Origin of the sequence: Duganella alba, from assembly GCF_009674495.1 — a bacterium.
Lineage (GTDB): Bacteria > Pseudomonadota > Gammaproteobacteria > Burkholderiales > Burkholderiaceae_D > Rugamonas > Rugamonas alba.
The window spans coordinates 256149-274125 of the sequence record NZ_WKJN01000002.1; the positions used below are offsets into that span (position 1 = coordinate 256149).

20 protein-coding genes and 1 tRNA gene are annotated in these 17977 nt (G+C 63.7%); 2 read left to right on the plus strand and 19 right to left on the minus strand.

Annotated elements, in window-relative coordinates; genetic code table 11:
* Positions 1 to 11 precede the first annotated feature (11 nt).
* The 3 genes from GJ695_RS02980 to GJ695_RS02990 are packed head-to-tail and all read right to left on the minus strand — an operon-like array spanning position 12 to position 2101.
* Positions 12 to 740: an arginyltransferase gene (locus GJ695_RS02980; protein ID WP_154362129.1), complete on the minus strand. Its 729-nt coding sequence runs from the start codon at positions 738 to 740 to the stop codon at positions 12 to 14.
* Positions 741 to 769: 29 nt separating this feature from the next.
* Positions 770 to 1510, minus strand: coding sequence for a leucyl/phenylalanyl-tRNA--protein transferase (aat, locus tag GJ695_RS02985; RefSeq protein ID WP_154362130.1), 741 nt, complete (start codon positions 1508 to 1510; stop codon positions 770 to 772).
* Between the two features lie 9 nt (positions 1511 to 1519).
* Positions 1520 to 2101 carry an NUDIX hydrolase gene (locus tag GJ695_RS02990; protein WP_154362131.1) on the minus strand — a complete coding sequence of 194 codons (582 nt, stop codon included), beginning with the start codon at positions 2099 to 2101 and terminating at the stop codon, positions 1520 to 1522.
* Between the two features lie 159 nt (positions 2102 to 2260).
* Here GJ695_RS02990 and GJ695_RS02995 point away from each other — a divergent pair.
* Positions 2261 to 2337: transfer RNA gene (locus GJ695_RS02995), tRNA-Met, on the plus strand.
* 22 nt (positions 2338 to 2359) lie between these two features.
* On the opposite strand, the gene GJ695_RS03000 is transcribed toward GJ695_RS02995, so the two are convergent.
* From GJ695_RS03000 to GJ695_RS03035, 8 genes are all read right to left on the minus strand, one after another.
* On the minus strand, positions 2360 to 2827 hold the full coding sequence (locus tag GJ695_RS03000; protein ID WP_154362132.1) for a DUF29 domain-containing protein: 468 nt from the start codon (positions 2825 to 2827) through the stop codon (positions 2360 to 2362).
* Entirely contained in the window at positions 2785 to 3252 is a 468-nt protein-coding gene (locus GJ695_RS03005) for a DUF29 domain-containing protein (protein ID WP_154362133.1), read from the minus strand. Before GJ695_RS03005 ends, GJ695_RS03000 begins: the two co-directional genes overlap by 43 nt.
* Positions 3249 to 3689, minus strand: a complete 441-nt coding sequence (locus GJ695_RS03010) for a DUF29 domain-containing protein (protein WP_154362134.1) — start codon at positions 3687 to 3689, stop codon at positions 3249 to 3251. Before GJ695_RS03010 ends, GJ695_RS03005 begins: the two co-directional genes overlap by 4 nt.
* 46 nt (positions 3690 to 3735) lie before the next feature.
* The gene (locus GJ695_RS03015; protein WP_154362135.1) at positions 3736 to 4770 is read right to left on the minus strand and encodes a MerR family transcriptional regulator; all 1035 of its coding nucleotides are present in this window, start codon (positions 4768 to 4770) and stop codon (positions 3736 to 3738) included.
* Between the two features lie 10 nt (positions 4771 to 4780).
* The gene (locus tag GJ695_RS03020; RefSeq protein ID WP_154362136.1) at positions 4781 to 5614 is read right to left on the minus strand and encodes a class I SAM-dependent methyltransferase; all 834 of its coding nucleotides are present in this window, start codon (positions 5612 to 5614) and stop codon (positions 4781 to 4783) included.
* A gap of 66 nt (positions 5615 to 5680) precedes the next feature.
* Positions 5681 to 6583, minus strand: coding sequence for a DNA-3-methyladenine glycosylase 2 (locus GJ695_RS03025; RefSeq protein WP_154362137.1), 903 nt, complete (start codon positions 6581 to 6583; stop codon positions 5681 to 5683).
* Positions 6580 to 7464, minus strand: a complete 885-nt coding sequence (locus GJ695_RS03030; RefSeq protein WP_154362138.1) for a DMT family transporter — start codon at positions 7462 to 7464, stop codon at positions 6580 to 6582. The genes GJ695_RS03025 and GJ695_RS03030 overlap by 4 nt, the downstream gene beginning before the upstream one ends.
* A 184-nt stretch (positions 7465 to 7648) precedes the next feature.
* The gene (locus GJ695_RS03035; protein ID WP_154362139.1) at positions 7649 to 8671 is read right to left on the minus strand and encodes an XdhC family protein; all 1023 of its coding nucleotides are present in this window, start codon (positions 8669 to 8671) and stop codon (positions 7649 to 7651) included.
* Between the two features lie 44 nt (positions 8672 to 8715).
* On the opposite strand from GJ695_RS03035, the gene GJ695_RS30345 reads away from it, so the two are divergent.
* The gene (locus tag GJ695_RS30345; protein ID WP_267874237.1) at positions 8716 to 8844 is read left to right on the plus strand and encodes a hypothetical protein; all 129 of its coding nucleotides are present in this window, start codon (positions 8716 to 8718) and stop codon (positions 8842 to 8844) included.
* On the opposite strand, the gene GJ695_RS03040 is transcribed toward GJ695_RS30345, so the two are convergent.
* The 8 genes from GJ695_RS03040 to GJ695_RS03075 form a co-directional block, all read right to left on the minus strand.
* Positions 8841 to 9236, minus strand: a complete 396-nt coding sequence (locus GJ695_RS03040) for a surface-adhesin E family protein (RefSeq protein ID WP_154362140.1) — start codon at positions 9234 to 9236, stop codon at positions 8841 to 8843. The genes GJ695_RS30345 and GJ695_RS03040 overlap by 4 nt on opposite strands.
* Positions 9237 to 9252: 16 nt before the next feature.
* Entirely contained in the window at positions 9253 to 10344 is a 1092-nt protein-coding gene (locus GJ695_RS03045; protein WP_229260310.1) for a M48 family metallopeptidase, read from the minus strand.
* Between the two features lie 26 nt (positions 10345 to 10370).
* Positions 10371 to 10820: a dUTP diphosphatase gene (gene dut / locus GJ695_RS03050; protein ID WP_154356273.1), complete on the minus strand. Its 450-nt coding sequence runs from the start codon at positions 10818 to 10820 to the stop codon at positions 10371 to 10373.
* Entirely contained in the window at positions 10821 to 12044 is a 1224-nt protein-coding gene (gene coaBC, locus GJ695_RS03055) for a bifunctional phosphopantothenoylcysteine decarboxylase/phosphopantothenate--cysteine ligase CoaBC (protein WP_208023367.1), read from the minus strand.
* A 20-nt stretch (positions 12045 to 12064) separates the two neighbouring features.
* A complete protein-coding gene (lspA, locus tag GJ695_RS03060; RefSeq protein WP_154362143.1) occupies positions 12065 to 12568 on the minus strand; it encodes a signal peptidase II in 504 nt (167 codons plus the stop codon).
* Positions 12569 to 12634: 66 nt separating this feature from the next.
* Positions 12635 to 15502 (minus strand): isoleucine--tRNA ligase, encoded by a 2868-nt coding sequence (gene ileS / locus GJ695_RS03065; RefSeq protein WP_154362144.1) that lies wholly within the window; start codon positions 15500 to 15502, stop codon positions 12635 to 12637.
* Positions 15503 to 15565: 63 nt separating this feature from the next.
* Positions 15566 to 16522: a bifunctional riboflavin kinase/FAD synthetase gene (locus tag GJ695_RS03070; protein WP_154362145.1), complete on the minus strand. Its 957-nt coding sequence runs from the start codon at positions 16520 to 16522 to the stop codon at positions 15566 to 15568.
* A 221-nt stretch (positions 16523 to 16743) separates the two neighbouring features.
* Positions 16744 to 17967, minus strand: a complete 1224-nt coding sequence (locus GJ695_RS03075; protein ID WP_229260309.1) for a tetratricopeptide repeat protein — start codon at positions 17965 to 17967, stop codon at positions 16744 to 16746.
* Positions 17968 to 17977: the final 10 nt, after the last annotated feature.

Below are 17977 nucleotides of genomic sequence, written 5' to 3' on the forward strand. Positions count from 1 at the left end.
CCCGTATTTTATCAAACGTCCAGCACGCTCCATACGCCTTTGATGCGCGCTTCCAGCGGCCGGAAGTTGGTCTTGTAGGACATTTTGGGACTTTCCTTGATCCAGTAGCCCAGATACACGTAGGGCAGCTTCAGCTCGCGCGCCTGCTCGATCTGCCACAGCACGTTGTAGGTGCCGAACGAGGCGCCTTCCATGTCCGGGTCGAAGAAGGTGTAGACGGAGGACAGGCCGTCCGACAGCACGTCGATGATGCTGACCATGCGCAGCGTGCCGTCCGGCTCGCGGAACTCCACCAGCCGGGTGTTGACGCGGCTTTGCAGCAGGAACTGCGCGTACTGGTCGCGGCTGTCCTGATCCATGCCGCCGCCGGCGTGGCGCCGGCTCTGGTAGCGCAGGTAGAGGTCGTAGTGTTCGTCGGAGAACGACAGCGTGGCGACGCCGGCGGTCAGGTTGCCGTGTTTGCTCCAGGCGCGGCGCTGGGTGCGGTTGGGCTTGAATTCATCGGTCACCACGCGCACCGGGATGCAGGCCTGGCAGCCGTCGCAATATGGCCGATAAGTAAAGATGCCGCTGCGGCGGAAGCCGTTCTTCACCAGTTCCGAGTAGACGTCCGCGTTGATCAGGTGCGACGGCGTGGCCACCTGCGAACGCGCCTGGCGCGCGTCGAGATAGCTGCAAGGGTAGGGCGCCGTCGTGTAAAACTGCAGCGTCGCGAAAGGCAGGTCGTTCAGGTGCGTCATGCACGTCCTATCGGGCGGTGGTTGAGTCTCTATGTTAGCTTAACACTGTCTGGGGCGAATGGTGCAACCGGTTCCCATACGGTGATCTGGGGCAAGTCAATATTGTTGCGCAGATGCGCCAGGAACTGCGCGCGCGGGATCGGCGCGGCGCCCAGCGAGGCCAGATGGCCGGTCTCCTGTTGGCAATCGATCATGCTTACACCATTGGCATGCAGGAAGCGCACCAGGTAGGACAAGGCGATCTTGGAGGCGTCGGTGACGCGCGCGAACATCGATTCGCCATAGAACATGCGGCCGATGCAGACGCCGTAGGCGCCGCCGACCAGTTCGCCGTCGAGCCAGACTTCGGCCGAGTGCGCGTAGCCCATGCGGTGCAGGCCGGTGTAGCCGGCGATGATGTCGTCCGAGATCCAGGTGCCGGGGCCGTCGCGTCGCGGCGCGGCGCAGTTGCGCATCACCTGTTCGAAGGCGCTGTCGAAGCGCACCTGCCAGCGGCCGCCTTCCTGCCGGCTGCGTTCCACCTTGCGCAGGGTCTTCTTCAGGCTGTCCGTGATGCGGAAGTGGTCGGTCCGTAGCACCATGCGCGGATCGGTGCTCCACCACAGGATGGGCTGGCCTTCCGAGAACCACGGGAAGATGCCGTGGCGGTAGGCCATCAGCAGGCGTTGCGGCGACAGGTCGGCGCCGGCGGCCAGCAGGCCGGGCGCCTCCGCCGTCAGCGCTTCGGCGACGTCGGGAAACGGTGTGTGGATGTCAAGCCATGGAATCATCGTACTGCGTCACGTTGGTTCGATGTCGGAGCGCATGTTGCGGATGATGTCCTGCGTGTGGAAACCGTAGCTGCCGCCTTCGCGGATATTGACGCGGTCGGCGAAGAACAGTTCCAGCGTGGTGCGGATGGTGGGGAAGGCCAGGTCGTCCCACGGGATCTCGGCTTCGCTGAACATCCGCACGTCCAGGCTTTCCTCGCCGGGCGCGAAATCGAGGTCGAGCAGTTCGGCCAGATAGAACATATGCACCTGGTGGACGCGCGCGACGTTGAGCAAGGTGAACAGCTTGCCAAGCTTGATATTCGCGCCAGCTTCTTCCTGGGTTTCGCGGATGGCCGCTTCGCTGGTGGTCTCGTTGTTTTCCATGAAGCCGGCCGGCAGCGTCCAGTAGCCGTAGCGCGGCTCGATGGCGCGTTTGCACAGCAGCACTTTCAGTTCGCCGTCCTGCTCCCAGACAGGAATCGAGCCGAGCACCATTTTCGGGTTCTCGTAATGGATGGTGGCGCAGCTGCCGCACACGTAGCGGGGACGGTTATCGCCAGCCGGAATGCTCAGGCTGACAGGGGAGGCGCATTCGGAACAGAATTTCATAAACAATCGGTCAAGTCGGTTTGTTCTTACTTTACACCGATTGCCGCCCGCACGGCGTGCCCGCGCCCGGCTGGACTCAGCATTTATTCGATCTATCGCGTTTCTTTCCGGGATTGATATTGCCTAATCGCCCGATCTGTCCTATAATAACGGCACAGACGCGGGGTGGAGCAGTCTGGCAGCTCGTCGGGCTCATAACCCGAAGGTCACAGGTTCAAATCCTGTCCCCGCAACCAAATTCAAAAGCCGTTGATACCGTTAAGGTTCAACGGCTTTTTCATTTTCGCCTGGCAGAAAATTCTCATCCAGCAGTTGATTCAGGGTGTAGGGAATTTCTGTTGGAAACGCTGAAATGGGCAGGTGCGTTTCCGCTGCGGCATCCTTGAGCGCCCTCGGATAGGCATGTACGACATATTCGTCGAGCATCGCGCGCAAGCTGGGCATTTCGTTCAGCACAATGGCGATCTGATTGCGCTGTGTCTTGATCGTCTGGCGCCAGCTATTGCAGATACGCGCGGGCTGAAATTGATATTTCAACAGGTGCATTATCAGCCGGTGCAAGCGGCTTGCCACCTCGCGTTTGTCTTTTCGCACTTGATACCCCAGCTCCGAGATGATGTTCTCCACATCCAGCTGATCGAATTTTCCTGCGCGTAGCAATGCGATCTGGGTTTCGGTCCAGATCAGCGCGTCGGTGTCGTAGAGGTTGGCGAGATGGTCGTCCATGGCATGAAGTCCTGTTCGAGCAGTTGCTCCTTGGTGTAAGCCAGTTGTTCGGGGAAGGCCGAGCGCGGGAGGCGGGCTTTGGCGGTCAGGCGCTCGGCGGTCTTGGCGTAGGCGGTGTTGATGTAGCCGTCGAGCAGCGGTGCCATCGTTGGCATTTCGTGCACGAGTTTTCTGATCCAGCGACGATGCCGGTACAGCTTGCTTAGCCATCGGCCGGACACGCGTTCCGGGTACAGTGCGCTTTTCAAAAAGTAATGCAGCAGTTTGTTGACGTGCCAACTGAGCTCGTTGCACTGTTGCTGCGCCAGGTCGAGCACTTCGGCCGCCAGATGCTCCAGATCCAGTTGTGCAAAGTCTCCGGAACGCAACAGCCCGGCCTGACGATGTGCCCAGACGTAGTAATCGGACTGATACAAGCCATTCATGGGAAGAAGTCCTCATCCAGAATCTGTGTCGTCGAGTAGGGAGGCGCGGCTGGAAACGACGATTTGGGCAATCCGGTTTCGAACGCCGCAAAGTCGACTGCGTCTTCATAGGCCTCGGCAATGGATGCGTCCAACGATGCGCGCAGGCTGGGCATCTTTTTCAGCGCCTTGCGGATGCGCTTGCGCTGTTCGACGATAGTCCCAATCCAGCCACGCGTGATGCGTTGCGGCTGCATCTGACATTTCAGCAGGTGCATCAGAAGCACCTCCAGCCGATGCTCCAGCTGGTGCTTCTTGTTATTGCCCATGGATTCGACTTCCTCGATGAGGTTGGGCAGATCAAGTCGCTCGAAATCACGCGCCTGCAACAAGGCCGCCTGATGGTGCAGCCATCGGTAGAAGTCGGCCTGGTACAGGTTGTTCAGATGATCGTCCATGGGGCACCATCGTAAAACGGTGACTGGACTTTCACTTTATGCTGGATCAAACGGAGCCGCAAGCAGACAGGGCCTGGCGGATGTAGGCGATGGTGGATTGGTTGACCCAGGTGCCTTTCAGCAGCTCCGGCTCGCTTTCGTGGGCGTGGCGGATTTTGGCTTGCGTTTGTGGATTGCTGCCGGCGCGCGCGTGGAACAAGGTCATCCATTCCTGCGCCAGCGCCTGCGACGAGGCGTCCTCCGGCGGCACGCCTTGCTCCATCTGCTGATGCACCTTGATGAACAGCAGTATCCATTCCTGCGTGTGCTTGCGGCTGTTGGCGCGCAGGTAGCGCATCTCGTCTTCGTCGAGGTATTTCGCATACAGCGCCATCTTGCGCGCGTTGAAGGCGGCGCCGATGTACTGCTTCATTTCCTCGGTGACCGGCGAGCGCCGGCCTTCGGTGTGTTCCTGTTGCAGCATCAGCGTCATGCGGTGCGCGAAGGCGGGATTGGTGGCGGTGTCGCGCTCCAGCGTTTCCATCCAGCGCTGCGACAGCGCGCTGGCTTCCTCGCTGTCGGTGGAGACGCCGCGCGCCATCAGCGAATGCAGCTCCGCCACCATCGCGCGCCAGGTGGCGTTGCGGCGCGCGCTCTGCTGCCAGAACGGCAGGCGGCGCAGTTCTTCCGGCGTGAAGTACTGTTCGTACAGTTTCATGTGTTCCAGCGCGCCGAGCCAGTCCTCCAGCGCGGGCGCATCGTCGCTCGGCATTTGCTGCTGCAGGCGGCTCAACTGCTCGCGCAGCGTGGTGGCCTGCTTGATCTGCTGGTCCAGCGCTGCGATCTGCTGGGTGACGATGTCGGCAAACTGCGCATCGTCGCTGGCGAGGAAGGTGCCGATGTCGGCCAGCGACATGCCGAACTTGCGCAGCGCCTGGATCTGGTGCAGTCGCGCGACGTCGGCGCGGTTGTATAAACGGTAGCCGGAATCGGCGCGCGCCGATGGCGTCAGCAGGCCGATGCTGTCGTAGTGGTGCAGCGCGCGCACCGTGAGGCCGGAGCGCGCCGCCAGTTCACCTATTTTCAGTACGTTTTTTTCCATGTCCCATAGTTTAAACCGTCGCGCGTATCATGCGGAAAATGCCACTCAGCTTGGCGCCATAGCGCGCGCTCAATTCCTCCGGACCGATATGCTCGATCTGGCGAAAGCCGTGATGGCGCAGCATGTGTTCCAGCAGCTGCGGCTCGAAACTGCTGTGCAGATGTTCGCCTTGCCCGGCCAGCGAGGCGGCGACGAAATCGAGACCGGTACGCTCGTTGTCGCTCAGCTGCTTGCGGTGCACGCAGTAGTCGAACACGATGCTGCTGCCGGGCGCGCAGTCGGCGATCTCGCGCAGGGTGCGCATCACTTCATCGGGCTTCAGATACATGCTGACGCCGAGCCAGGAGCAGCAGGCCGGCCGCGCGGCGTCGAAGCCTTGCTGTTGCAGGTCTTCCAGCAGCGCAGACGCGGTGAAGTCGGTGGCTGCGTAGCGCACGTTGGCCGGCTCCTTGATGTCGGCGGCGCGCAGGCAGTCGCGCTTCCATTGCTGCATGGCCGGCAGGTCGGCTTCGTAGATGTGGGCATCCGATGCGGAACCGGCGCGGTAGGCGTAGCTGTCCAGGCCCGCGCCGAGAATCACGTATTGCCGCACGCCGTTGGCATGCGCTTCGTGCCAGCTGTCTTCCGCCAGCCGGGCGCGGACCGCCATGGTGGCGCGCATGGCGGCGGCCAGCGGATGCTGCTGGCGCTGGGCGTCGGCGCGCAGTTCGGCTTCGCGTTCGGCGCCGAGCAGGCGCAGCGCCAGCGGATCGCGCAGGATCAGCGGCTGGTCGTACAGCTGGTGCGCGGCGCGCAGGGTGGCGGTGATCCAGGCGCTGGGCTTGGGCGGTGCGGGATGTGGCATGGGCTCTCTCCTTGGTGATGATGGAGAGAGCGTAAAGCCTGACGTAGCGTCAGGTTCAAGCGGATTTTACTGGTCGTCGCGCGGATGCAGGCTGGCCCACAGGTGGGCGGCAGCCATGGTGCGGTGCGGGCTGTATTGCGCGAGGATTTGCTCGGTGCGTTTGATGTCCGGCTTGGCCTCTTCGCCCAACAGCGTTTGCAGTGCGGCGCGGATGGCGACATCGCCGTGCAGCGAGCAGTCGGCATAGCCATAGCCGCGCAACAGGCCGTAGTTGACGGTCCACGGGCCGATGCCTTTGACGGCCAGCAGCGCGGCCGAGATCTGTTCGATGGTGTTGGCGGGCGTGACGTCCAGTTGCAGTTCGCCGTTCGTCACCAGTTGCGCGAGGCGCAGCAGGGTCTCGGCCTTCGCGCGCGAGAATTTGCGGGTAGTGAGGTCTTCCAGCGACAACGCGGCGGCGCTGTGTGCATCGGGATAGCACCACAAGCCGCTGCTGTGCTGGCGGCCCGCCTGCAGGATGAAGGTGCGGCGCAGCGCGATGGCAAACGTCAGGTTGATCTGCTGGCCGATGATGGCCCACGTCAGCGCCTCGAACACGGTGGCCGATTGCACGATGCGCAGGCCGGGCTGGCGGCGTATGAGGGCGCCCAGCAGTTTGTCCTTTTTCGTGAAGGCGGAGAAGGGCGCTGGATCGATGCGCAGGCCGAGGATGCTCAGCGCCGCTTCGCGCGCTTGCTGCTGCGCGGATTTGGTCAGTGTGCCGTCGGCGTGCACGGTGCAGATGGCGTCCTTGCCGCCGGCAGCCGGCAGGGCGATGTCCAGCACCACCGGCACGCCATCGAGCAGCACGCCCTTGCGCAGGCGTTCGGCGCTGACTTCTTCGGCGATGCTTTCGGTATCGCGGCGGTGGAAGGCCAGTACGTCTTGCAGCCGGTAGTCGGCCGGCAGCGGCAGGGGAAAGGGCTTCATGCGGAGCGCGGCTTCAGGCTGAAGCTCGGACGGAAGCCGGTCACCAGCGCGGTGCCGGTGATGACAATGGCGGCGCCGGCAAAGGTGTACCAGCCGACGGTCTCGCCGAGGAACAGCACGCCCCACAGAATGCCGAACAGGGGGCTGAGGAAAGTCACTGTCAGTGCCGACGACGGGCCGACGTCCTGGATCAGTCGGAAGTAGATCAGGTAGGCCACGCCGCTGCACAACACGGCCAGCGCGAGCACCGCGCTCATGATGCCGATGGTCGGCTCGCCCGGCGCCGGGAAGAACGGCACCGCCGGCAGCACCAGCAGCGCCGAGGCCCACATCGAGCCGTGCGCGTTGGCGAACGGTTCGACCGCCTTGGCCTGCTTGGCGTAGTTGCTGGCGATGCCGTAGTTGAAGGAGGCGAACAGCACGGCCGCAATCGCGATGCCGGCGCCGGGTTTGGAGCTGACGTGGTCGAAGCCCACCAGCAGCGCGACGCCGCAGGTGCCGAGCGCGAGGCCGAGCAGCACCTTGGCGCTGACCATGTGGCGCGACCAGACGGCGGCGATCAGCGTGCCCCACAGCGGCGTGGTGGCGTTGAGCACCGCCAGCAGCGAGGCGGACAGCGTGCGGGCGGCGAAGGCGAACATCAGGAAAGGGATGGCGGAGTTGAACAGGCCGAGGATGAGGTAGTGCTTCCAGTTGGCGGCCAGGTCCAGTTTCTTCTTGAGGAAGATGCCGATGATGGCGAGGAAGATGGCGGCGAACAGCACGCGGTATTCGATCAGCACGGCGGCGCCAAGCACCGGCGCGGCGATGCGCATGAACAGGAAGGAGCCGCCCCAGATGGCGGCCAGCAGGATCAGGCGGAGGAGGTTGGTGGTGCTCATGCGGGTTGGTCCGGTGGGTTGTGCGGGGCGGCGTGCCCCAGCCGCGCTATTGTCGCTCAACGCCGGGCAGCAAACCAGCCGATTCTTGCTTTTGAATTCAAACGTCGAGTAAGCCGCGCATGAACCCGGATAAGGCGGGGTCTGACCCCAAGGGGTCAGACCCCTGTGGAGCGCAGTGCGGGGTTTAAACGGCGCCGCTTTCCACCACGCAGACGGCATCGCCGGGTTGGGTGGGGGCGGCGGCGTGGGGCACGATCATGTTGGTCGGCACACCGTTTTTGATCGCCGTCATTTCAGCCAGAATGGAGATGGCGATTTCGGATGGCGTCTTGCTGCCGATGTACAGCCCAATCGGTCCGTGCAAACGCGTCAGCTGTTCCGGCGTCAGGTCGAACTCCAGCAGTCGCTCGCGGCGCTTGCTGTTGTTCACGCGCGAACCAATCGCGCCGACGTAGAACGCGTCCGACTTCAACGCTTCCATCAGCGCCAGGTCGTCCAGCTTGGGATCGTGCGTCAGCGCCACCACGGCGCTGCGGTGGTCCAGGTTCATCTCCAGCACCACGTCGTCCGGCATCTCGTGCACCAGCTGCACGCCGTCGACATGCCAGCCGGCGCGATACTCCTCGCGCGGATCGCAGACGGTGACGCTGTAGTCCATCGCCAGCGCAATCTGCGCCAGGAAGCGCGACAGCTGCCCGGCGCCGATGATCAGCAACCGCCAGCGCGGGCCGTGCAGCGTCACCATGGCCTGCTCGCTGACCTGCATCTGCGCGCCCGGCGCGGCCTTGGACAGTTCCACTTCGCCGCTGCGTAGATCCAGCCGGCGCTGTACCAGCTCATGCTGCTCCAGCCGCGCCAGCAGCTCGTCGATGCGGCTATGGGCCGACAGCGGTTCGATCGACAATTCAATGGTGCCGCCGCAGGGCAGGCCGAAACGGTGCGCTTCGTCGGCGGTGATGCCATAGCTGACGATTTCCGGAATGGTGCGGCTGATGCCTTCGTCGCGCACGCGCGCGATCAGGTCATCTTCAATGCAGCCGCCCGACACCGAGCCAACCACGGTGCCGTCTTCGCAGATGGCCAGGGTGGCGCCAACCGGACGCGGGCTGGAGCCCCAGGTCTTGATGACGGTGATCAGTTCGCAACGGCGCCCGGCCGCGATCCACGCGGCGCTGGTTTTCAATACTTCGAGGTCGATAGAGTCCATGAATGGAATATACTACGGCTCATCAAAGCTTGCAGGGAACGGACATGCCTCAAAAGGAAGACGACGGTAGCCCAAAATTCGGCCGATTGTTGATCGTGCTGATCTTCGCCGTGCTGCTGTGCGCCGGCCTGACCTGGCTGATGGCGACGGTGTTCCCGAACTTCCCCAACTAGCCCTTGCAGGCCGCCGCCAGCGTGGCGTCGAACGGGCTGTCGGGGACGATGTCCTCGGGATTGAACTTCTCGAACTTGTAGTTCTCCACCGGCTCGCCCTTGCCCATCGCCTCCGGGTAGTAAACCTGTGCCAGCAGCGTCGTCGTATGGTCGTCGCAGCCATACACGTGCAGCATCTTCACCGACTTATACAGCTTGCCCTCGGGCGTCTTCTGCATGCGCGTGTAGGTCTGCATCGACCACGCCTTGCGCGTCTTGTCGACCGGGATCACGCTGGCCTTGTCGATGTAGTAGGTGGCGGTCTTGCTGCCGCCCACGCGCACCCACTGCGCCGCCTGCGCCCAGCCGGCTGCCAGCATCAGGGCGATTGCGATCAGGCCGGACTTGTTCATGGCGTTCTCCCGGTAGTTACGGAACCAGCGGCTGTTTGGACGACTGCTTGCTGCGGATCGCTGACACGGTCTTGTCGATCACGCCCAGGCGGTAGGCCACGGCGGGATGGTTGGCGGTATAGCCGTTCAGCACCGAGGCCGGATACTGCGTGGCCAGGCGCTGCCAGAAGGCGCGCGCGCCTTCGACGCTGTAGCCGGCGCGCGCCACCATGTACAGCGACAGGTTGTCGGCCGCGCCATCCAGTTCCTGCGGCATCGGCTTGACGCCGGCGGTGCCGATCAACATCGACAGGTCGGGGCGCACCGCCACCAGGTTGTCGATGATGCTGCCCACCGTGTAGGCCTGCTTGGTGGTGGCGGCGTGGCCCAGCACATTGTGGGCGATGTCCTTGGCCAGCACGTAGGCGATGGCGTCGTCGCTCTGCGCGAAGTTGACCATGCCGCGCGTGATCATCACGCGCTGGCCGTCGGAATAGGCGTTGATGTTGTCGGCGTTGCCGATGTCGATTTTGAAGGCGCAGGCGCGCGTGACCGGCACCCGCAGCTGCTGGTTGCTGCCGCCGCGCGAGACGGTCAGGTTCAGCACCCTGTTGGCGGCGACCAGCGGGCCCAGTACGGCGGCCGCTTCGGTTTCGGCGTTGGCGCCCACCGGCAGCAGCTTGCCGTCGGCCGCCACCAGCACGTCGCCCTTGCGCAGGCCGACGCGGGCGGCGCCGCTGCCGGCCAGCACGCTGGCCACTTCCAGGCGGTCGCCGTAGTTCAGCACCGCTTGCGCGGCGTCGACGAATTCGCCGGAGTAGGAGTATTTGTTCTTGGCGGTGAAGCCGAGCAGGTTGCGCGCCTGGTTGCGGCACAGGTCCGCGTTGTTGATCAACAGCGGGCCGGCGACGCGGTACAGGCGGTCCTGCAGCGCCACCATCTGGCTCAGTTGCTGGCGTGCGGCGGCCATCCTGGCGGTGACCACCGGCGGCGCTTCGGTCACGCTGCTGACCACCGCCGGCGCCGGCTCGGGCGCGGCCGGTTGCGATTGGAAGGTGGAACAGCCGGTGAGCGCAGCCGCCGCAGCGGCGGCCAACGCCAGGGAGAATGTGCCAAATTTATTCGTCATGTTCATCCCTGCGCTCCGTCTCCATTTTATTGTTTGCCGGTGCTGCCGAAACCGCCGACACCACGCTCGCTCGATTCGAATTCTTCCACCACGTTAAAGCCGACCTGCAGCACCGGCACGATGATCAGCTGCGCCAGGCGTTCCATCGGGTTCAGCGTGAAGGCGCTGTGGCCGCGGTTCCAGGTCGAAATCATCAACTGGCCCTGATAGTCGGAGTCGATCAAGCCTACCAGATTCCCCAGTACGATGCCGTTTTTGTGGCCCATGCCGCTGCGCGGCAGGATCATGGCGGCGTAGCCAGGATCGGCGACGTGGATCGCCAGGCCGGTCGGGATCAGCACGGTCTGGCCGGCCTCGATCACCATCGGCGCGTCGATGCAGGCACGCAGGTCCAGGCCGGCCGAACCAGGCGTGGCGTAGGCCGGCAGCTGGTCTTTCATGCGCGGGTCAAGGATTTTAACGTCTACAGTTTTCATTTATTTAGCAAACAAGGAATGTTGGGAGATCCGCTTGGAGATCTCGGAAATCAGTTGGCGCGCCAAGGTCAGCTTGTCGGCGCGCGGCAAAATCGTGTGGCCGTTCTCGTCGAACAGGATGATGGTGTTGTCGTCCTGGCCGAAGGTGTGGTGGCCGATATTCCCTACTAGCAGGGGGATACCTTTTTTCTCGCGCTTGTCGGCGCCGAACTGCACCAGGTTTTCCGATTCGGCGGCAAAGCCGACGCAGTATGGATGGCCGGCCAGGTTGGTCAGCGCGGCGACCGAGGCCAGGATGTCCGGGTTCTGCTCGAACTTCAGGTCGGGCGCGGCGCCGTCCGGATTTTTCTTCAGTTTCTGCTCGCTGGCGTTGGCGATGCGCCAGTCGGCCACCGCCGCCACCGCGATGAAGATGTTCTGGTGGTCGACGTTGGCCATCACCGCGTCGTACATCTGCTGCGCGCTCTGCACGTTGATGCGCTGGACGCCGAACGGCGTCGCCAGCGCCACCGGGCCGGAGACCAGCACCACTTCGGCGCCGGCTTCGCGCGCGGCGCGCGCCACGGCGTAGCCCATCTTGCCCGAGGACAGATTGGTGATGCCGCGCACCGGGTCGATCGGTTCGAAGGTTGGCCCGGCGGTGATCAGGATGCGCTTGCCGGCCAGGACTTTCGGCTGGAACGCGGCGATCACTTCTTCCAGCAACTGTTCCGGCTCCAGCATGCGGCCGAAGCCAACTTCGCCGCAGGCCTGGTCGCCGGCCGCGGGACCGAAGATGGCGATGCCGTCGTCGCGCAGCGTCTGCACGTTGCGCTGGGTGGCCGGGTTCTGCCACATCTCGACGTTCATGGCCGGCGCGATCAGCAGCGGCACATGGCGCGGACGGGCCACGCACATGGTCGACAGCAGGTCGTCGCAGGCGCCGTGCGCCAGCTTGCGGATGAAGTCCGTCGAGCAGGGGGCGATGATGATGGCGTCGGCGTCGCGGGTGACGTCGATGTGGGCCATGTTGTTGTTGACGCGGGCGTCCCACTGGTCGGTGTACACCGGGCGGCCGGACAGCGCCTGCATGGTGACGGCCGTGATGAAGTGGGTGGCCGCTTCGGTCATCACCACCTGCACCGTGGCGCCGGCCTTGGTGAAGGCGCGGCACAGTTCCGCCGCCTTGTAGCAGGCCACGCCGCCGGACAGGCCGAGGACGATTTTTTTACCAGTCAGTTCCATCATGATGCAGCTCCGCTAGATTACTTGTTCACCCGGCGCAGTTCGTCCAGGATGAACAGGCCGGCGCCGATGCAGATGGCCGAATCGGCCACGTTAAACGCCGGGAAGTGGCCCAGGCCGGCCCAGTGGAAGTCGAGGAAGTCGACCACGTGGCCGTACAGCAGGCGGTCGACCACGTTGCCGACCGCGCCGCCCAGGATCAGGGCCAGCGCCCACGAGAACATGCGTTGGCCGCTGTGTTTTTTCAACAGGTAGACGATGAAGATGGCGGCGCAGATGCCGATGGCGGTGAAGAAGTAGCGCTGCCAGCCGCCGCTATTGCTCAGGAAGCTGAAGGCGGCGCCCTTGTTATACGCCAGCACCAGGTTAAAGAACGAGGTGATGACCTTTTCTTCGCCCAGCTGGAAGGTCTTGGTGATGGTGATCTTGGTCAGCTGGTCGATCAGGATGACGAGTGCGGCGATGCACAGCCAAGGGGTGAGGCTTGCCGAAGATTTGGTCGGGAAGATTTTTTTGGTGGCCATAAGATGTCGGATGTGGGTCGTAGTGGCGTCGCCGCCGCGTTCTTCTGGAGCGCGGCGGCCGTCATATTAAGCGAACTTGCGTTTTTCGCCCGCACCAAACAGGTTGCTGTAGCAGCGGCCGCACAGGGTAGGGTGGTCCGCGTGGGCGCCGACGTCGGCGCGGTAGTGCCAGCAGCGCTCGCACTTTTCGGCGCTCGACGCGGCCACATTGACCGCTTCTTCCGCTTCCGCCGCCACCTGGGTCACCGTCGCCAGGGAGGTGATGAAGATGAACTTGAGGTCATCTTCCAGGCTGGCCAGCAGCTGGTACTTGTCGCCGGCGGCCTTGATGCTCAGCTCCGCCTGCAGCGACGAACCGATCGCGCCCGAGGTGCGCAGGTCTTCCAGCTGCTTGGTGACGTCGGTGCGCACCGCGCGCAGCGCCGCGTACTTGGCCAGCAGCGCCTCGCCGTCGGCCAGTTCCGGCAGCTGCCACCAGGTCTGGGTGAAGATGGTTTCGTCGCTGGCCTTGAAGGCTTCCTCGCCGGCGAAGATGGCCCATGCCTCTTCCGCCGTGAACGACAGCGCCGGCGCCATCACGCGCAGCAGGCTTTGCGTGATGTGCCACAGCGCGGTCTGCGCCGAGCGGCGCGCATGCGAGGTCACGCCGGTGGTGTACAGGCGGTCCTTCAGGATGTCCAGGTAGAAGCCGCCCAGGTCTTCCGAGCAGTAGTTCTGCAGCTTGGAGTACACCGGCTGGAATTCGTACTGTTCGTAGTGCGCTTCGATTTCCTTCTGCAGCGCGGCCATGTTGGCGATCGCGTAGCGGTCGATTTCCAGCAGCTCGGCGACCGGCACGGCGTCCTGTGCGTGGTTGAAGTCGGAGATGTTGGCCAGCAGGAAGCGCAGCGTGTTGCGGATGCGGCGATAGGCTTCCGTCACGCGCTTGAGGATCTCGTCCGAGATCGACAGCTCGCCGGTGTAGTCGGTCGAGGCGATCCACAGGCGCAGGATGTCGGCGCCCAGGGTGTCGGAGATTTTCTGCGGCGCCAGCGTGTTGCCCAGCGATTTGGACATCTTCTTGCCTTCGCCGTCGACGGTGAAGCCGTGCGTCAGCAGCGCCTTGTATGGCGGCGCGCCGTTCAGCATCGAGGACGTCAGCAGCGACGAGTGGAACCAGCCGCGGTGCTGGTCCGAACCTTCCAGATACAGGTCGGCCGGGAAGGCCAGCTGCTGCTTGTGCGAGCCGCGCAGCACGGTCTGGTGGGTGGTGCCGGAGTCGAACCAGACGTCCAGCGTGTCCTTGTTCTTGACGTAGTCGGACGCTTCGTCGCCGATCAGGTCTTTCAGGTCCAGCGCCAGCCAGGCGTCGATGCCGCTCTTCTCGATCAACTGGGCGACCTGCTCCAGCAGTTCCGGCGTGCGCGGATGCAGCGCGCCGGTCTCCTTGTGGACCACGAAGGCCATCGGCACGCCCCACTGGCGCTGACGCGACAGGGTCCAGTCAGGACGGTTGGCGATCATGCCGTGCAGGCGCGCCTGGCCCCAGTCCGGGAAGAACTTGGTCTCGGCGATGCCTTTCAGCGCGGTCTCGCGCAGGCTGGCGCCGCCGTCTTTCGGCTTGATGTCCATGCCGGCGAACCACTGCGAAGTGGCGCGGTAGATGATCGGGGTTTTGTGGCGCCAGCAGTGCATGTAGCTGTGGTCGAACATCTTGACTTCGAACAGCGCGCCGGCTTCGCGCAGCGCGTTGCAGATCGGCTTAGACGCTTCCCAGATGGTCATGCCGCCGAACAGCGGCAGGGTCGAGACGTATTTGCCGTCGCCCATCACCGGCGTCAGGATATGGTCGTCCTGCATGCCGTGGGCCTTGCAGGAGATGAAGTCGTCCAGGCCATAGGCTGGCGCCGAGTGCACCACGCCGGTGCCGCTCTCGGTGGTCACGTAGTCGGCCAGGTACATCGGCGACAGGCGGTTGTAGAAGGTGTCGGCGGCGTGCAGCGGATGCAGGAAGCTGATGCCCGACAGGTCTTCGCCCTTGCAGGTGGCGATGGTCACGCCTTCCAGCTTGAAGCGCGCCAGCGACGATTCCACCAGGTCCTGCGCCAGGATCAGCAGCAGTGGCTGGCCGTCACGCTCGGTCTGCACCAGCGCGTAGGTCACTTCCGGATTGACGTTGAGCGCCTGGTTGGCCGGGATGGTCCACGGGGTGGTGGTCCAGATGACGATGTAGCCTTCGTGCGTCGGCAGTTGCGTCAGGTCGAAGGCGCTGGCCAGCTTGTCGAATTCGGCGAACTTGAAGCCGACGTCGATGGCCGGATCGCGCTTGTCCTGGTATTCCACTTCCGCCTCGGCCAGCGCCGACTGGCAGTCGAAGCACCAGTTGACCGGTTTCAGGCCGCGGTAGACGTAGCCTTTTTCCAGCATGGTGCCGAGCGCGCGCAGTTCGTCGGCCTCGTTCGAGTAGTTCATGGTCAGGTAAGGGTTCTGCCATTCGCCCAGCACGCCCAGGCGGATGAAGTCCTTGCGCTGGCGGTCGACCTGCTCCAGCGCGTAGGCGCGGGCCTTGGTCAGCACTTCAGCGGTCGGCAGGTTTTTGCCGTACAGTTTTTCGATCTGGATCTCGATCGGCATGCCGTGGCAATCCCAGCCCGGCACGTAAGGCGCGTCGAAACCGGCCAGCGAGCGCGATTTGATCACCATGTCCTTGAGGATCTTGTTGACCGCGTGGCCCAGGTGAATGTCGCCGTTGGCGTATGGCGGACCGTCGTGCAGGATGAATTTCGGACGGCCGGCGGCGGCCTTGCGCACGCGTTCGTAGATCTTTTTGGTCTGCCATTGCTGGACCCAGTTCGGCTCGCGCTTGGCCAGGTCGCCGCGCATCGGGAACGGGGTTTCGGTCATGTTGACCGGGTATTTGCTTTCAGGCTTTTTTGCGGATTTGTTATCGGACATAGTGGTCTTCAGTGATTTATTCGGGAATACGGGGTAGCCGGCGCGCGTAGCTAAATCGCGCGGTCAAATTCGGTCGGTGGCACGCTTGGCGAAGAAGGCGCGGGCGATGTCGGCGTCGCGGTGGATGGCGGCCGTCAGCGTCGGCAGATCGACGTATTTTTCCTCGTCGCGGATCTTCTCAAGGAATTCCACGCGCACCTGCTTGCCGTAGCAGCCCTGGTCGAATTCGAACACGTGCACTTCCAGCAGCACGCGGCCGCTGTCGTCGACGGTCGGGCGCACGCCCAGGCTGGCGACGGCCGGCAGCGGCTGCTCTGCCAGGCCGTGCACCTGCACGATGAAGATGCCCGACAGGGCGGGGCGGTGCGGCACGCGCAGGTTCAGCGTCGGGAAGCCCAGCGTGCGGCCCAGCTTCTGGCCATGGATCACGTGGCCGGAGATGGCGTAGGGATGGCCGAGCAACGCCTCGGCGTGCGGGAAATCGCCCTCGTTGAGCGCGGCGCGCACGGCGGAGGAAGAGATGCGGGTGCTGCCGTTCATCACGGTCGGCAGGGTCTCGACGTGGAAGCCGTACTGCTTGCCCGCTTCCAGCAGCATCTGCACGTTGCCGGCGCGGCGGGCGCCGTAGCAGAAGTCGTCGCCGACCATCAGCCATTTGACGTGCAGGCCTTCGACCAGCACTTTCTCGGTGAATTCCTGCGGCGTCAGCGCCGCGAACGGCGCCGAGAAATGTTCGACGATGACGCGGTCGATGCCGTTGTCGGACAGCGATTGCAGCTTGTCGCGCAGGTTGGCGATGCGCGCCGGGGCGCGCGACAGGTCGCCGGCCTTGTGGGCGAAGAATTCGCGCGGATGCGGCTCGAAGGTCATCACGGCCGCTTCCAGTCCCAGACCGGTGGCGGCGGCGCGCACGCGGGCCAGCAAGGCCTGGTGGCCGAGGTGGACGCCGTCGAAGTTGCCGATCGTGAGCGCGCAGGGCGCGCGCGCCGCTGCATTGGGAAGACCTCGAAATACCTTCATGGGAATCTGGTAAAAAAACTGTCGCGAATCAGGGATTATACGGGGAATCCCTCAAAGCGAAAAAAAACCCAGTTCCGGGGTCAGGTCCCCCATTTCTACACGGCCTCTGCCGTACGCCTGCGTACGGCAGAGGCCGTGTAGAAATGGGGGACCTGACCCCGGAATAAAAAAAGCGCTGTCCGGCCGGGCCGGAACAGCGCTTTGCGCATCAACCGCCCGAATTACATCGGGTGATTAATGTTCAGGGTCCAGTAGCGCGCCAGGTCGGCGGTGCCATCGGTGCCTTTGACGGTTTTCAGCGTGTTCAGCGCGGCAGGTTTCTTGCCGGCGATGTTTTGCGCGATGCCGTAGTGCAGCTTGATGGCTTCCGGATTGCGGCCGGTGCTCAGTTTTACCGCCTGATCCATCAGCGGCAGGCCCTTGTCGGCCTTGCCGGCGGACACCAGGCCGTAGCCCAGATTGGCCAGCGCGTCGGCATCCTTGGCCTTGACGGCTTCGGCTTCGTTGGCGGCGGCTTTGGCGTCGAACTCGGTCTGGGTCTTGGCGGCCAGATCTTTCAGACGCTGGTGACGCGCGGCGTCGGAACCGGTGCCCAGGATGCCTTTTTTGTAGCCCTGATCGATGATCTTGATGGCTTCAGCAGGGTTGCCGGCTTGCAGCGACAGCTGGGCCATTTCCATGTATTCCGACGGCTTGGTCAGCAGGCCGTTGACCAGGCGCAGACGCAGCACGTCCAGCGACAGCGTCGACGAGAAGCCCGGCTTGCCCGACACGCGGTTCAGCAGGTCGGCCCAGTACGAGGTTTTCGGATACGAACCAGCCAGCTTTTCCAGGGTCTGCACGTAGCCGGCCTTGTCGTTCTGCTTCAGCTGGATGTTGGCCAGCATGCCGAGCTGGTTCTCGCTCAGGTTTTTCGACGCTTGCAGTTCCTTGGCCGCCTCGGCGTATTTGCCGGAGGTGTACAGGATCTGCACGATGTATTCGTGGGCCGAGGTGTTGCTCGGATTGTCTTTCAGCACGCGCTGGAACCAGGTCACGGCTTTTGGATAGTCCTTGGCGCGGTAGTAAATGCCGGCCAGGGCTTCGGAGAATTTGGCGGATTCGGCAGGCGACAGCTTGCCGGAGTTGATCACGAACTCAAAGGCGCGGGCGGCGGCGTCGTTGTCGCCGGCGGCGACGGCCACCGAGGCGCGGGTGCGCTCGATCAGATAGCTTTCGTTGGCGGATTTGCCGCCGACAGCGTCAGTTTCTTTCAGTTTGGCAAGCGCTTCCTTGTTCTTGCCGGCCGCGGCCAGTTTCTGTGCTTCCTGCAATGGTTTGCCGATTTCGGCGCGCACCGTTTCAGCGGCGTAGGCGACCGACGAGAAACCTGCGATGGGGGCTGCTGCGGTGAAACCAATAGCGGCCATTACCAGGCCGAGATGAGCGAGACGAAACTTGGTCATGGGTGAGTTT